Source organism: Staphylococcus pettenkoferi, from assembly GCF_002902685.1.
Classification (GTDB): Bacteria; Bacillota; Bacilli; order Staphylococcales; family Staphylococcaceae; genus Staphylococcus; species Staphylococcus pettenkoferi.
Window position 1 is genome coordinate 1 of the sequence record NZ_PPRN01000013.1, and the last position, 15,360, is coordinate 15,360.

Genomic DNA, 15,360 nt, shown 5'->3' on the forward strand with positions numbered 1-15,360 from the left:
AATCATAGACCTAGAAAGTGTCTTAATTGGGACACTCCATATGAAATTTTAAATTTAGAAGTGTTGCGCTTAAATTGACAATTCATCAAATAAAAAAGAGTCAAAAGGTTACTATTATATATCAGATTATAAAGAAAAAGGTAAAGATACTGAAAAAAGATATCCAGTCATTTTTAAGAGTAACAAAATACATCCAATTAATAATAATATTAGCAAACAAGCTAAAAATAAAATAGAACAATTTCAGTTTTTAATTCAATACACTGATATAAATAAAAATATTGAGAAAAAGAGAGGGAAATATTTTTACAATCCTAATGTAAGCAATTTTAAGGGAAGATACAATCTAAATGAGCATGACAAAATACTAAAAGCTATTAAAAAACAATATAATTTAAATTATAACCAAGCTGATTTATTAATTAAAGGCTCTCAAGAACCTAGCACAAAAAGATTTAGTGATAAAAGCATTCAAATATCATTTAATAATAATTACTATATAACTAACGATTTAATATATAAACCTAATAAAAAGGATGAAAGTGAATAGTAAAAAAGGAAAGAATTAAAGAAGACGGTATAAATAAGAGTTCTGAAAAATCAAGTGCTATAGTTTCGATAACTATGATTTAAAGAGCACTAAACTCAATCTTAAAAATTGATATCCAAACGAAAAAGAAACGAAAAATATTAATAAAAAATAATAAATAGTTAGATTGAGTCTATTGATATTTATATAAAGCGTGTAGGTGAACCTATTGAAAAAATACTAATTGATAAAGAATTAAAAGGAGGAGAGGCTTTGATTCAGATAAATAAGACAATTGTTTTAGGTTTATGTATCATCTCACCACTTTTTATAGGTAGCTGTGGTAGAAATGATTCTAGTAAACCCGATAGTGAAATTGATAAAAATATCCATAGATCATTAAGTATTTATCCTACAAAGAATTTAGAAGAATTCTATGATATTGACGGCGTGAGAAATAGGGACTTTAAAAAGGGAGACAAAGGAAAGTGGATTCTAGACTCCTCCATTAATACTAAAAAGAATGGTGAATTAAAGAGTGAGGGAGCAGTACTTTATATAGATAGAAATAAAAGAACATCTAGAGGATATTATTATATAAATAAGTTTAAAGATAATGGTAAAAAAAATGAAAAAATTACCCGATTGAAATGAAAGAAAACAACCTAATACCAAGCGGTAAGAACGTAAATATAAACACACGTGAAAAAATAAAAAAATTCAACTTTCTTGTGCAATATACAGATGTTAACAGTAATATAGAAAACAAAAAAGTAAGTATGCATATAATTATAATTTACCTAAATTCGTAAGTGAATATAAAATGTCTGATAGGGATGCTCTAATTAAATCTTTAAAAAGTAAATATAAAATACCATATGACAAAGCAACAATGCAGATAATTGGAAGAAGTCAACCAAAGTCTTCGAGTTTAGGAAATAAATAAGGAAATTAAAGTTAATTTTAAGAAAAACAAATATTACTTTCAAGATTCTATAGATTTTCAACCGACAAAACAAAGTGAAAAGTAATTTAAATAGAACAACATACATGGAAATGAAGGTTTAATTAGATGATTAAAAGGAGTAAAGTAGATGAAAAAATTCTTAAATTTAACCATTATTCTTATTAGTTTATCAATACTTGTTCTTATAAATGGATGTGATAAATCTACATCTTATGAACATGATATTCAAATAAAAAATAATATACATGACTCATTGAAAATTTATCCAATAAAGAATTTAGAGGATTTGTATGATATTGAAGGTGCCAAGAGTGAAGATTTTAAAAAGGGGGATAAAGGAAAGTGGGTGATTCACTCATCTTTCGCTAGAAATAAAGGAAAGGCTTATGTAGATGAAGGTATGTTCTTACATATAAATAGGAATACTAGAGAAGCCTCTGGGTATTATCATATACGTAAATATTTTAATGATGGAAAAGCTGATAGAAAAAAGTATAAAGTTAAAATGATAAATGGAAAAGTTATACCTAATAAAAATGTAAGAAATGAGAATATAAGGAATAAAATTAAAAACTTTGAATTTTTTGGTCAGTATGCAGATTTAAATAAAGAATTGAAAGACAAGAAAGTAAAATATTATTCCAATTCTAATGTACCTGATTTTCAAGCAATATATAAATTAAACGAAGATGATAAAATTATGAACAAATTAAAAAAAGATATCCTATTCCTTACAACTCTGCAGAAATGATTATACAAGGGGATGGCAGAAGTGAAGATAAAGTTATAGGAGACAAGAGAATTAAAATAAAATTTAAACAAACTGAATTTAATTATTATGATACATTGATATTTGAGCCTACTGATGAAAGTGAATAATATATAATTGATTATTGTAAATCACTAATTAAATAAATACGATATGCCCAATTTTTAACAAAATCATAGTGATAAGTCTTGGTGTTAAATAACGTTTAGTTCTTTCTTACTTTTAGAGTATTTTAACGTTAGTTGGTTATTCTATTTTTAAACATACATATAAGTTGAATAAATAAGAGGGTGACGAGTGAAAGTGAAAAAACTGCTAAAAATAGTTCTTATATTTGCATGCATACTTTCTCTTATCTGTATCAGTGGCTGTAATAAATTGACTTCTTTCGGTCATGATAAACAGATAAAAGAAAATATCGATAATTCATTAAAAGTATACCCCACTAAAGATTTAGAAGACTTTTATGATATTGAAGGTGATAGAAATAATGATTTTGATAAGAGTGATAAAGGGATGTGGATATTCCATTCAGCTGTGAAAAAGAAAAAGAAAGGGATATTAAAAAGTGAAGGTGCTATTTTATATTTAGATCGAAACAAACGACAAGCAGAAGGCTATTATTATATCGAAGATATTAAAGGTCATGGCGAAACTGACGAGAAACACTATCCTATAAAATTAAAAAACAATAAATTAATCTCAATTAAAGAAGATACAAATGATAATGTTAAGAAAAAAATAAACAAGTTTAATTTCTTCATTCAATATGCAAATATAAATAAAAATATAAAGAACAAAAAGGGGGATTATTTTTATAATAGTAATTTACCAGAATTTCAAGCAGTATATAAATTGACAAATAAAGATAATATTGTAAGGAGTTTAAAGCAAAGATACAACGTATCATATAACAAAGCTGAAATTAATATTTCTGGTAGCGGCGAACCTAAAGAAAATAAATTTGGTAATAGAGAAGTTGAAATAACATTTAAGAAAAATAAGAGTTACTTCAGAGATGCAGTGACCTACAAACCAACTAAGAAAAGCGAGGATAATTAATAGCGTAGTATTTTAAGCGTCGGTAATGATATATCAATAAGATGAATTAAAAAATTTATGAGGAGAGAAAGCAATGAATAAAAAATTGAAATTAACGATTGTCTTTATTAGCTTATTTCTACTTCTATGCACAAGTGGTTGTAATAAATCAACATCATACGAACACGATAAACAAATAAAAAAGAATATATATGACTCGTTATGTATCTATCCAAAAAAAATTTAGAAGATTTCTATGATATTCAAGGAACAAAAAATAGAGATTTTGAAAAAGGAGATAAAGGAAAATGGATATTAAACTCTTCCATAAAGAAAAAAAGAATAATATATTGAAAAGTGAGGGTGCTGTTCTCTATATAGATAGAAATAAGAGAAAAGCTACAGGTTATTACTATATAAAAAAATTCAGTGATAGTGGAAAAAATGACATAAATAAATATCCAGTGAAATTAAGAAAAAATAATCTAGTACCCACAAAAAAAGATATTAATGAAAATGTTTGTAATAAAATCAAAAAAATTAAATTTATGGTGCAATATTCTAATATAAAGAGTGATATACATAATAAAAAAGGGAAGTATTATTATAACTATAATTTACCTAAATTCATAGGTTCGTATAAGGTAACTAATAATGATGATATAATCAAAAAAATAAAAAAAATATATAACGTACCTTATAATAAAGCGACTATAAATATAACCGGTAGAAATAAACCTAGTTTTTCAACTAAAGGAGATAAAGAAATCGAAATAATATTTAAGAAAAATGAATATTTTTTCAGAGATTCAGTAGATTTTCAACCTACAAAGGAGAGTTATTAATGGTCAAAAGTAGCGAATTCATTAAAGGAAAGAATTTAAAGCCAGATTCAGAAACTACAAGTAGTGTAGCTTCACTAAGCTATGAAATAGAAGACTTTTGGAATTCTGAAGGTAAAGTATCAAGCGTAAGTGATAGAATTGACTATCTGAAAGAACAAGATAAATTTCCTAGTAATCTCGAATACAAAGATTCTTTTGAAGACAAGGAGCATGGTGTTGGCGTAGTTGTATTTAAAGATAAAAATACAGGAAAGTCAATTATTGGTATTCCTGGAACCAATTTAAATGATGAAACTGACGGTGGAAAAGATAAGGTTATGAATGAAACCGAAGATTATAATATATTGGAAAAAAGTGAATTGCCTGATGGTGAATATTATGGGAAAGTAAATAAGTTTGTAAAAGAAGCTACTAAAAAGTATGATGTCGAAACAATTACAGGTCATTCTCTTGGAGGGAGAGGGGCGATGTTGTTAGGTGCGAATAATGATATACCTAATATCGTTACTTATAATACTGCTCCAATTTATGCAAAAGGTTTTAGAAAAGTTTTACCCCCTTTAGCAGTTAGTAATGCTGGGGCTAAACCCTCTCTCAAATCAACCTTTACTTCCATCGGAACTTATTTTGATAATAATATAAATTCAGAGATAAATGATATAAAATTATATGCTTTATTTAATAATTATGATGGAAAAATCACTAGAATATCGAGTAATAAAGATCCTTTAACGAATATTTCAAAATTTGCAGATACCTTTATGCCAGGAAAAATTTTTAAGGTAAATAATAATAAAGGTCATTCTATGGAGGGATTTCTCCGAGGTAAAGGTCAAAAAATTATAAAGCCACTTACATATAATATTAAAGGTGCTAAAGATGCTAATACTAAAAACTACAAAAATACTTTAAAATCCACAAAAAGTAATTTAAAAAATATCGATAAATTAGAAGCTAATATGATACAAACTTCAGGTGGGCTTACATCTTCAAGTAAACAAGTCCTGAAAGACATGGTAGCTTTTTCTTTAGCTAGCGGACTTCATGCCTCTGTAAATAGTGAAATAAATAATTTGAAAGAAATATATCATGATTTTAAAGAGAGCTTTAATGATACTTGGGAGCAGGCAAGAACAAGTGCCGCAGAAGAGGGTAAAGACTTAAATAATGGTGAACAGCTATCTGCGTTACATATGGGAGGGGCCTTTAAAGGTAAAATTGTTGATACTCCTCACGGAAAAATTGATCGTAAAATTAGTAAGTTAAATAGTATCAATAAGGATTTAGAAGATTATATAGATAAAGTTAAAGACAGTGTTAACAGTATGGTAGAAAAAGATCAACAACTTTCAAATCAAATAGGTGGTAAAATATGAATTTACAGCGTCAAATAGAAGAGCTGGAGGATGAATATAAAGTTAAACTGAAAGATTTGAATCATCAATATGATACTTTGAATGATATTGAAAGAGAAGTTTCAATAGAATGTGATGAGACGTATGATAGAATGACAAATTTAAAAGTTAATAAAGGCTTTAGTGAAATCTCTAATAACAGAGTAACTCGAATATTAGAAGAATTCAGTGATGAGACTAAAGCATCATGTACAAAAGCTAAAGAACAAATTCTTGAAAATATAGATGAGTTAAAATTATCTTATACTCAAATAAAGCATGAATTAGAGGAAGGGGAAAATTAATGGCTGGAGGCTTTTTTGAAAAGGTAGACGATTTTTTATTTCATCCTGAAGAATTAACAAAAGCAGGGCGAAAAGGGAAACAGATGCAGCAAATTATGGAAATTGGCCATGGTGCAGTGGGTCAATGTGAACAATTAAAAACAGAACTTAAAAGCGATGAAGCCGATCTTATCTCACAACTCAAAAGTCATCAAAATAATTTCACTAGCCAATTTAAGGATAATGCAGCTAAAGGTGATTGGGTAGATAGTGCAATTGAAGAAATTGAAAATATAACTAAAAAATTTGATGATCTTTAATTATGGGGTGTGAACTGAAGTAATAAAAAATTTGATGACGTTCAACAATCCTGTATAGTTGTACATTTTGGTTTGCATTATTCAATTGAGTTCACTATTATGAGTTACGCTAGAATAGGTTCGAAACTCTATTTATTGTCACCTAAATTTATACGTACATATAGTGGCTATTTATCAAATTATGCAAGTTTGACTTTATTTTGCTTTTGGCTAGTAAGTTCTATATGAGCTTAAGCGACATTATTTCGCTTAGGCTCCTTTCTTTCTAAACCCCCTCAAACCATGAAACTTAAATTCGAATGCTCAACTTCAATTTAAGTCTCATGACTTTTCATCTCTGCAAAATCTAATTACTCAGCCACAACCTTCAAATTCATAAACGAAACTCTAACGTTTCTCCCCCATATCTTTCTCCCGCTCTACATTACTTGAATCTGAATGCGTTGATTCATTTTACCGCTATAACTACCTCCCCCCACACAACACCAATTTATTGATAACCTTTCTCATTTCTAGCATAATATAACTGAATCTAAGAATAGGTCTATGTTATTGGGAGGCTAAGTTATGAAAGATGTAACGATTATTGGTGGAGGCCCTGCTGGCTTATTTGCGAGCTTTTATGCAGGTCTACGTGGTATGGATGTGCGCATTGTGGATGTTCAAAGTGAGTTAGGGGGCAAGATGCAAATTTATCCTGAGAAGATTATTTGGGATATTGGCGGCGTGGCTCCGAAACCGTGTTATGAGATTATTCAAGATGCAGTGAAACAAGGATTGTATTTTAACCCAGAAGTGCAGCTTAACCAACGTGTAGTAGATATCCAGAAGTTGGATGAACGTCATTTCGAAGTGATTACTGAGAATGGTACGCATTATTCGTCTAAAGCGGTAATTGTGGCTATCGGAAATGGTATTATTAACCCGAAACCGCTCGAAATTAAAGATGCTGAGCGTTATCATCTGACTAATTTGCACTACGTGGTGCAATCGTTACGTAAGTTCAAGGATAAAGATATCCTCATCTCAGGTGCAGGAAATTCCGCACTTGATTGGGCGAATGATTTAAGTGGCTATGCGAAGTCTGTCACTTTGATTTATCGTAAGTCTGAGATTAAAGGTTACGAAGCGGTACGTGATAAATTGGACGATTTAAACGTGCGTAAAGTGCCGAATACACATATTACGGAATTGATTGGTGATCAATCGCAAACGCGTATCGATCAAGTCGTGTTAGAGAATTTAGAGACTGGTGAGAAGCGTACGGAACATTTCGATGAAGTGATTATCAGTCACGGCTTTGATATGGAGAACAGCTTGTTGCAATCCTCTCAAGCGCAGTTAGACATGTATGACGAATATCGTGTGAAAGGCTTTGGCAATACGTCTACGAGTGTGCCAGGAATTTATGCGTGTGGAGATATCGTTGCGCATGATGCAAAGGTGCACCTTATCGCGAGTGCGTTTAGTGATGCAGGCAATGCGGCTAATTTAGCGAAACAATATATCGAGCCTGATGCGAATAGTGAAGGTTACGTTTCTAGTCATAACGACGTGTTTAAAGAATCTAACGAAGTGATTATGCAGAAGTATCTATAATTTAATCCAAATTGAGGAGGGAGCGCAATGATTCATCTTAAACATGAACCACCTGAGCCTCAAGCGTATTGTGATTTGCGTAAAGTGGCGGGTATGAGTACGAAATCATTGGCTGCTGCACGCAAAGGGCTGCCTAACGCGCTGTTTACCGTAGCGCTTTCTAGTGAGCAACAACTCATTGGTCTAGGACGTGTAATTGGCGACGGTTGCACGGCATTGCAGGTTGTAGATATCGTTGTTCACCCTACGTATCAGGGGAGAGGATATGGCAAGTTGATTATGCGCGAGGTCATGCACTTTATCGACACTATCGCTGAAGCGGGCACGTATGTGAGTCTGATGGCCGATTATCCTGCTGACGAGCTCTACCGTCAGTTTGGCTTTGATTATACTGAGCCACATTCAGCTGGTATGTTTAAAAGGTATTAGTGTGTGGATAAAATGGCAGGGGAAATTTGAGTGAATTGTTTATGTAAAAACGTTCTCCTTACTTTCGGTGAAACGTTCAACTGTGTAGGTAACAATCACATGTTAAAGTATGAACCGCTCAATTAAATATAGTTCATGCGACTCATCCCATCACTTAAAACACAACGCTAAACAGAATAAGTGAGTCCAGCGCTTAAAAAAATCGAGGATTTAAAGAATAATCAGACGCCACAAAATGTATATTATATTCGAATGTACCTCCTAGCCATTCGAACTTACAACTTCCGACACAAAACAAGGCATTTGAGAACGTCACGACCGACGTCTCAAATGCCTTTTTCACATCTTATATTATTTATCTTCTTCCATTTTAACATTGGCGGCAGAAGTTCTTGAACGTAAGTCGGCTTCGATTTCTTCTAAGCTACGACCACGCGTTTCTGGTAGGTATTTTACAACAAAGATAATCGCTAAAATACCGATGACCGCAAAGATTAAGAAGACTTCTTGTACAGGTAGTACGTCAGTCAATTTAGGGAAGAATTGTGCAACGAGTAAACTACCGATTGATAGGATTAACGCTGCGACACCTGTAGCTGCACCACGTGCGCGCATAGGGAAGAGCTCTGGTAGCATAACCCATAATACTGGTCCCCAAGTGAAGCCAAAGAATAAGATAAAGATTGTTAAGCAAAGGATAATAATCCATGCTGCTGAGTGTAGTCCCATCGTCCAGATCAGTACTGCCATGATTACGAGAGATGCGACCATACCGATGTTTCCTGTAACGAGGAGTTTCTTACGGTCAATCTTATCAATGATAAATATCGCAACAATCGTGATGAGTACGTTTACAGTACCGATACCCACTGTACCTAGGATAGATGCAGATTCGTCTAGACCCGCCTTACTAATGATACGTGGGGCATAGTAAATAATCGCATTGATACCGATGATTTGTTGGAATAACGCAAAGATACAGCCAATGATGATAGTCGGACGCAACCAAGGTGAGCTTAACACCTTCATCGTACTTTCAGAGACACGACTGATTTCACGCATGTCCGCGATTTCTTTGTCAATTTCGTGTTCTGGGAATGTTAAGCGCATTACATCACGCGCTGCTTGTTCACTGCGGTGTTCGAGTAACCAACGTGGACTTTCAGGCATGAATGCCACTCCGATGAGTAAAATGAGTGATGGTACAACCGCTAAACCTAACATCCATCTCCAACCTTCAATTGGTGTGAAGGCGTAGTTAACGAGGTAAGATGCTAAGATACCAATCGTGATCATCAATTGGTTTAACGAACTGAGTGAACCACGATGTTCTGTTGGCGCCATTTCGGAAAGATAAACTGGAACGATAGCAGTAGAACCACCTACCGCAAGACCGATGATAAAACGCCCAATAATTAATACTGAGACAGTAGGGGCTAAGGCAAGGATTAACGCACCTACGATATAAATAATCGCAATGATTGAAACAACACGGCGACGACCTAATCTATCAGAAACTGGGCCACTGACACCAGAACCGAAGATCGCCCCGATTAACATAGCTGAAACGATAAACCCTTCCGTCCAGCTTGAGTATGGAATATCATTTTTGATGAAGAGTAAGGCACCAGAGATGACACCCATATCATAACCGTAAAGCAAACCTCCTAGGGCACCTAGGAAGAAGATGAGCTTTTTATTTATTTTAACTCCCATATTATGTACCTCCTGTCAATTTAGACAAGTAAAGTATACGCTTTCATAAAAAAACTGTAAATAATTATATGCGTTTCGGTGGCAATTTGTCGGTAATTTATCATAATTTGGATGAATTCTTTAGTACTCCTAACTTGCTTAACGAGAAACCGCTGCAAAAATTTAAAATTCCGTGTCCTCGAATTCGAAATACTATTATATGTATCGTTCGATTCATTAAGCTTACTCTCTAACTTCCAATGCATTCTATTTCCAACCACAAAAAACTGCAACCCCAGCCTTCACACAGCCAAGATTGCAGAGAGTCTCACTAATCTCGTTTGAACATCAATAGGAATTGCAGTGAGTCGCACCAATTCCCACTCAACGCCAGCCTAAACAACATCTATCGCAACTGAACGACGAACATGATTAATGTGAAATTATCTATATTAGTCATCAAATTTGATAATGATTCGACCGGAGTTGTCATGTTGCAGTACTTTGTCTACGTAGTCTTCAAGGTCATCAAATGAAATCGTCGTCTTAATATCGTGTAATTGGTCTGGTTTTAAGTCTTTAGCGAGTCGACGCCAAATCTTCGTACGCATCTTCATTGATGCAGTGACGGAATCAATACCGATAATATTGGCGCCTCTTAAGATGAATGGGAAGACACTACTTTCGAAATAATTGCCACCTGTCATCCCAATCAAGGCGAGACTACCATTGTGGTGGAGTTGCTTAAGTACTTGAGCAAGACTTGAACCACCGACTGGATCTACTGCCGCTTGCCATTGACGCTTCGCTAGCGGTTTCTTGTCATAGTCTTCGATACGTGGGATGACTTCTTTGGCACCTAATGCTTTTAGGTTATCTTCTACGTCATCTTTACCTGTACTTGCGATAACATCATAGCCAATGGCGTCTAACATCATCATCGCCAATGTGCCCACGCCGCCTGTTGCGCCACGAACGAGTACGCTTTCACGTTCGACAGAGAGGCCGTTGTGCTCTAACTCCTCAATTGCTAAACCAGCTGTAAAGCCAGCAGTTCCATAGATCATCGCTTCTTCGAGTGTGAGATCTTTCGGTTTCTTCACAATCCACTCCTCGTTAACACGCGCATATTCACTGAAACCGCCATAGTGACTCACGCCGAGATCGTAACCTGTCACAATGACCTCGTCGCCAGCTTCAAACGCAGGAGTGTCGGAATGTTCGACGACACCAGCCAAATCGATACCTGGCACCATAGGATAACTTTGTACAATCTTATTATCTTTAGTCGTTGCTAGGGCATCTTTGTAGTTGATACCTGAATATTTCACTTTGATCAAGACATCGCCGTCAGGTAGGTCGTCTGTAGTGAAGTCTTGAAAGCCTTTAGAGAATTCGCCATCTTGTTGATTCACGACATAAGCTTTAAATGTTTCGGACATTTCTGGCACTCCTTTACCTATAGTAATGTATAACGCCAATGTACCACTTCGACTCAGTGGACTCAATTAGTTTGCGTATCGTTTTAGGGACGACTTTTGACCATTTTACAGTTAAAATAAGTCAATTTTACGAAAGTTATAAATACGATGTTGACGGGGATGAGAAAGCATTTTATAATTAATTGAAAATGATTATCAAATGATAAAATGTTAGCAATTAGCAACTAAAATTTATGTTATGAGGTGGCAACATGAAAAAACTTTCAGCAGTATTACTCTCTTCAGCGTTACTACTTGGTGCGTGTGGGTCGAATGATGGTCACAAAGACAACAAAGATAGCTCGAAAGACAGTGATGTGAAGTCTGAGTTGAAACAAGCAACGAAAGATTACAAGTCATACACGAGTGAAGAATTGGATAAATTCTTGAAAGGGACTGAAGATTTCGTTAAAGCTGTGAAAGCAGACGATATGGACAAAGCGAAGGAACTGTATCCGAAAGTGCGTATGTACTATGAACGATCTGAACCTGTAGCTGAAGCGTTTGGCGATTTAGATCCTAAGATTGATGCGCGTTTAGCGGATATGGAAGAAGAGAAGAAAGCGGACGAATGGACAGGTTACCATAAGATTGAACGTGACCTTTACGAACGCAAAGCAATTACAGATACAACGAAGAAAGATGCCGATCAATTATTGAAAGATGCGAAAGAACTTCATGCGAAAGCAGATACGTTAGACATTACGCCGAAGTTAATGCTTCAAGGTTCTGTTGATCTCTTGAACGAGGTTTCGACTTCTAAAGTATCAGGTGAAGAAGAAATTTATTCTCACACAGACTTGTACGACTTCAAAGCCAATATTGAAGGTGCACAAAAGATTTATGAACTGTTTAAACCTGCATTAGAGAAGAAAGATAAAAAGTTAAGCGACAAATTAGAGAAGAAATTTGCGAAAGTGAATGGTTTACTCGATAAATTCAAGACTGACGATGGCTACAAGTCATATGAAGAAGTTTCGAAAGCGCAACGTAAAGAATTTGCGGATGCGGTTAACGAACTTGGTGAACCATTGAGTCAAATGGCTAAGGTTAATCAATAATGGAACATAATAACGACACAAGACCGACATACTCACGTCGGTCTTTTCTCAAAATGTTAGGTATTGGCAGTGCAGGTGTGGCGATTGGCGCAAGTGGTGTAGGCGGAGTATGGTCGTTTAAGTCGGCGTTCGATACGCCTGAAGACGAACCGCATCAATCTTACCAGTTTCATGGCAAAGTTCAGCCAGGAATCACGACACCACATCAGAAGAATTTAAATTTGGCTGTACTTGATTTAAAGACGAAAGATTTGAGTGCAGTAAAGAAGATGTTTAAGCAGTGGACGACGTATTCTGAAGCGATGATGCAAGGGGATGTGGTTGGTAAAAATTCCGACAATACCTTGTTACCTCCGATTGATACAGGAGAAGCGGTCGGTATTGATGCGAGCCGCTTAACTTTGACCTTTGGCGTGAGTAGTAGTTTTATGTCTAAGTTAAAGCTGGACCACAAGAAACCGAAGAATTGGAAAGACTTACCCCATTTTTCTCGTGATCAGTTACAGAAGGCGTATACAGGCGGAGATATTATGATTCAAGCATGTGCAGATGACCCGCAAGTCGCTTTCCATGCGATTCACAACTTGATTCGACCATTTTTAGATACGGTAAAAGTACGTCGGTCTGAAACGGGTTTCGTGTCCGGAAAGCCGAAAGAGACGCCGCGTAATATTATGGCTTTTAAAGATGGGACAGAGAATCCGCGTTCGACGAAAGACTATAAAGATTACGTGTTTATTGATGAAGGTTGGGCGAAACATGCGACATATTGTGTGTTGCGTAAAATCCAAATTCATATCGAAACGTGGGATCGTACGGCACTTGAGGAGCAAGAAGCTACCTTTGGTCGACATCGTCACTCTGGTGCTCCACTTGGCAAGAAAGATGAATTTGATGAACTTGATTTGGATGCGAAAGACAGTACTGGACAACCTACGATTCCAGCTGATGCACATGCGCGTTTAGCGAAAGAAGCGCGCACGCATATTCTACGTCGTGCTTACAATTATATGCGCGGAACGAGTGATGATACTGGGAACTATGATACAGGCTTACTGTTTATTAGCTTTCAGAAAGATCCTCAACAATTTATAGACATTCAGAACAAACTTGGCAATGTAGATAAGTTAAATGAATACATTACACATCGTGGTTCAGGGCTATTCTTGATGTTACCAGGCGTGCGTAAGGGAGGTTATCTCGGTGAGACGTTGTTTAATTAAAGTACTCCTAATCTCACTACTCATTATGTCCTTTTGTGTAGGACAAGCGCGTATGGCTGAAGAGACTTCCTTTAGTGACGTTTATGCGACGATCACAGATGCGAAACAACATTTAGATGAGAGTCACATATCGAAGAAGACGAAGCAAGAGGATTTGAAGCATGTTAAAAAGCAAATCGATGCTTTAAAAGTGAATGATTCTAAAAAGGGCCAAGAAGTGCAGAAAGCGTTAGAGGGTGTTAACGTCTCATCTTCATCTAAAAAGACAACAACGCAATACAGTGATTTGACGAAAGCGTTAATTGACTACGAACAACAAGTAAATAAAAAAGATGATAGCGGCGAAATTAAACAGCTCAAAGCTGCTATTAAAGGCAAAGATAAGGATTTTACCACTGCAATCAAGAATAAAGATCAAGAGAAATTGAAATCGCTGAACAGTGAAGTGAATTCTGTGTGGAAGAATCATGAATCTGTCATTCGTAATAAAGATGTTGGTAAGTATGGCGAGATTGAAGTCGGCCTCATGCAGATGCGAGTAGCGATTGAGAAAGAACCACTAAATATTTCAAAGGTTGAGCGTGCTTGGAATACGTTCCAATCGTCTATCAATAGCGCAGACCAAACGACTTCCTCGAAAGATAAAGGGAAATATCAACCGAGTCAGTTAAATGAACAACTCGATGAAGCGATACGTGCAATTGATAATGATCAACTCGACAAAGCAGATGCGGCCCTCACGCAGTTTGTGAAGATTTGGCCTTATGTTGAAGGTGAGATTCAAACTAAAAATATAGGTTTGTATACACAAATTGAGAATCAAATTCCATATTATCAAGGTATTCTGAGTGAGAAGGCGAAAGATGATGTGAAACAAGGGCTTATCGAGTTAAATAAAGGCATCGCAGATACGATTCAAGTTCAACATTATACGTCGCTTGATGTGATGCTAATCTTTTTACGTGAAGGTTTGGAAGTCCTACTTATCATTATGACGCTTACAACGATGACACGTGAGATGAAGGATCGTCGCGGTACAACAAGTATCATTAGTGGTGCGATTCTAGGTGGCTTATTGAGTTTAGGTATTGCGCTCCTGTTCATCCACCTCTTAGGCGAGACAGGTGTGTTGAGAGAAAGTATGGAAGCGGGACTGGGTATCATTGCTGTAATTCTGATGTTTATCGTCGGTCTGTGGATGCATCGCCGATCGAGTGCGGCACGTTGGAATGCGATGGTTGAACAGATTTATAAGAATGCCATGCAGCGCAATAATCTCATCTTACTCGGTGTGATTGGCTTGATTACTGTGCTGCGTGAAGGTGTCGAAGTGATTGTGTTCTACCTCGGTATGATAGGCAATATTACCGCGTGGCAGTTTGTGTCAGGGATTGTTTATGCGGTCGTCATACTCGTGATTTTCGGCCTGTTGTATCGCTATATCGTGAAATTGATTCCGTTACATTATATTTTTAAAGTTCTCACTATTATTTTGTTTATAATGACTTTTAAAATGCTAGGAATGAGTGTGCAAAAATTACAATTACTCCACATGATTCCGAGACATGACTTACCAGGGGTACCAACGCTCAGCTGGATTGGCTGGTACCCGACGATTGAGTCAATAGGAGCCCAAGTTGTGTTGCTTCTCGCTATTGGTATCTATCTCATGTTAGCTAATAAAAAAGAACAGTAAAAAATATACCAGTTATAGAAAGGAAAG

General features: G+C 35.5%; 13 protein-coding genes and 2 pseudogenes. 13 read left to right on the top strand and 2 right to left on the bottom strand.

The features are described 5' to 3' along the window. Positions 1-73: 73 nt before the first annotated feature. The 10 genes and pseudogenes from CD126_RS12430 to CD126_RS02480 all read left to right on the top strand — a co-directional run bounded on the left by CD126_RS12430 (position 74) and on the right by CD126_RS02480 (position 8,177). A complete protein-coding gene (locus CD126_RS12430) occupies positions 74-550 on the top strand; it encodes a Csa1 family protein (RefSeq protein WP_082143025.1) in 477 nt (158 codons plus the stop codon). A 252-nt stretch (positions 551-802) separates the two neighbouring features. Continuing rightward, a pseudogene (locus tag CD126_RS12435) lies at positions 803-1,475 on the top strand (tandem-type lipoprotein). A 148-nt stretch (positions 1,476-1,623) separates the two neighbouring features. Further along, entirely contained in the window at positions 1,624-2,247 is a 624-nt protein-coding gene (locus CD126_RS02445) for a tandem-type lipoprotein (protein WP_103369974.1), read from the top strand. 315 nt (positions 2,248-2,562) lie between these two features. Beyond that, positions 2,563-3,327, top strand: a complete 765-nt coding sequence (locus CD126_RS02450) for a tandem-type lipoprotein (protein WP_049406210.1) — start codon at positions 2,563-2,565, stop codon at positions 3,325-3,327. Positions 3,328-3,528: 201 nt separating this feature from the next. Further along, positions 3,529-4,151, top strand: a pseudogene (locus CD126_RS02455) (Csa1 family protein). After that, complete coding sequence (locus CD126_RS02460; RefSeq protein WP_103369976.1) at positions 4,151-5,527, top strand: hypothetical protein; 1,377 nt, start codon at positions 4,151-4,153, stop codon at positions 5,525-5,527. Before CD126_RS02455 ends, CD126_RS02460 begins: the two are co-directional and overlap by 1 nt. Continuing rightward, positions 5,524-5,850: a hypothetical protein gene (locus CD126_RS02465; RefSeq protein ID WP_049406218.1), complete on the top strand. Its 327-nt coding sequence runs from the start codon at positions 5,524-5,526 to the stop codon at positions 5,848-5,850. Before CD126_RS02460 ends, CD126_RS02465 begins: the two co-directional genes overlap by 4 nt. Continuing rightward, complete coding sequence (locus CD126_RS02470) at positions 5,850-6,149, top strand: hypothetical protein (protein WP_049406220.1); 300 nt, start codon at positions 5,850-5,852, stop codon at positions 6,147-6,149. The genes CD126_RS02465 and CD126_RS02470 overlap by 1 nt, the downstream gene beginning before the upstream one ends. Positions 6,150-6,716: 567 nt before the next feature. Continuing rightward, complete coding sequence (locus tag CD126_RS02475) at positions 6,717-7,748, top strand: NAD(P)/FAD-dependent oxidoreductase (protein ID WP_049406222.1); 1,032 nt, start codon at positions 6,717-6,719, stop codon at positions 7,746-7,748. A gap of 27 nt (positions 7,749-7,775) precedes the next feature. Further along, a complete protein-coding gene (locus CD126_RS02480) occupies positions 7,776-8,177 on the top strand; it encodes a GNAT family N-acetyltransferase (protein ID WP_049406224.1) in 402 nt (133 codons plus the stop codon). A gap of 351 nt (positions 8,178-8,528) precedes the next feature. On the opposite strand, the gene glcP is transcribed toward CD126_RS02480, so the two are convergent. After that, entirely contained in the window at positions 8,529-9,893 is a 1,365-nt protein-coding gene (gene glcP / locus CD126_RS02485) for a glucose transporter GlcP (RefSeq protein WP_049406225.1), read from the bottom strand. A 431-nt stretch (positions 9,894-10,324) separates the two neighbouring features. Next, the gene (locus tag CD126_RS02495) at positions 10,325-11,314 is read right to left on the bottom strand and encodes an acrylyl-CoA reductase family protein (RefSeq protein ID WP_049406229.1); all 990 of its coding nucleotides are present in this window, start codon (positions 11,312-11,314) and stop codon (positions 10,325-10,327) included. A gap of 251 nt (positions 11,315-11,565) precedes the next feature. On the opposite strand from CD126_RS02495, the gene efeO reads away from it, so the two are divergent. From efeO to CD126_RS02510, 3 genes are read left to right on the top strand one after another with little or no spacing between them, the layout of a single operon-like run. Then, entirely contained in the window at positions 11,566-12,414 is an 849-nt protein-coding gene (gene efeO, locus CD126_RS02500; protein WP_049406231.1) for an iron uptake system protein EfeO, read from the top strand. Next, positions 12,414-13,637 carry an iron uptake transporter deferrochelatase/peroxidase subunit gene (gene efeB / locus CD126_RS02505; RefSeq protein WP_103369977.1) on the top strand — a complete coding sequence of 408 codons (1,224 nt, stop codon included), beginning with the start codon at positions 12,414-12,416 and terminating at the stop codon, positions 13,635-13,637. The genes efeO and efeB overlap by 1 nt, the downstream gene beginning before the upstream one ends. Further along, positions 13,618-15,333: an FTR1 family iron permease gene (locus tag CD126_RS02510; RefSeq protein WP_049406233.1), complete on the top strand. Its 1,716-nt coding sequence runs from the start codon at positions 13,618-13,620 to the stop codon at positions 15,331-15,333. The genes efeB and CD126_RS02510 overlap by 20 nt, the downstream gene beginning before the upstream one ends. The last annotated feature ends 27 nt before the right edge of the window (positions 15,334-15,360 follow it).

What these genes read in the sequence shown, in the direction of transcription:
- CD126_RS02460 (WP_103369976.1), top strand. Translation starts at nt 4,151, where the DNA reads ATGGTCAAAAGTAGCGAATTCATTAAAGGAAAGAATTTAAAGCCAGAT.
- CD126_RS02470 (WP_049406220.1), top strand. Translation starts at nt 5,850, where the DNA reads ATGGCTGGAGGCTTTTTTGAAAAGGTAGACGATTTTTTATTTCATCCT.
- CD126_RS02495 (WP_049406229.1), bottom strand. Translation starts at nt 11,314, where the DNA reads ATGTCCGAAACATTTAAAGCTTATGTCGTGAATCAACAAGATGGCGAA.
- CD126_RS02445 (WP_103369974.1), top strand. Translation starts at nt 1,624, where the DNA reads ATGAAAAAATTCTTAAATTTAACCATTATTCTTATTAGTTTATCAATA.
- CD126_RS02475 (WP_049406222.1), top strand. Translation starts at nt 6,717, where the DNA reads ATGAAAGATGTAACGATTATTGGTGGAGGCCCTGCTGGCTTATTTGCG.
- glcP (WP_049406225.1), bottom strand. Translation starts at nt 9,893, where the DNA reads ATGGGAGTTAAAATAAATAAAAAGCTCATCTTCTTCCTAGGTGCCCTA.
- CD126_RS02465 (WP_049406218.1), top strand. Translation starts at nt 5,524, where the DNA reads ATGAATTTACAGCGTCAAATAGAAGAGCTGGAGGATGAATATAAAGTT.
- efeB (WP_103369977.1), top strand. Translation starts at nt 12,414, where the DNA reads ATGGAACATAATAACGACACAAGACCGACATACTCACGTCGGTCTTTT.
- CD126_RS02480 (WP_049406224.1), top strand. Translation starts at nt 7,776, where the DNA reads ATGATTCATCTTAAACATGAACCACCTGAGCCTCAAGCGTATTGTGAT.
- efeO (WP_049406231.1), top strand. Translation starts at nt 11,566, where the DNA reads ATGAAAAAACTTTCAGCAGTATTACTCTCTTCAGCGTTACTACTTGGT.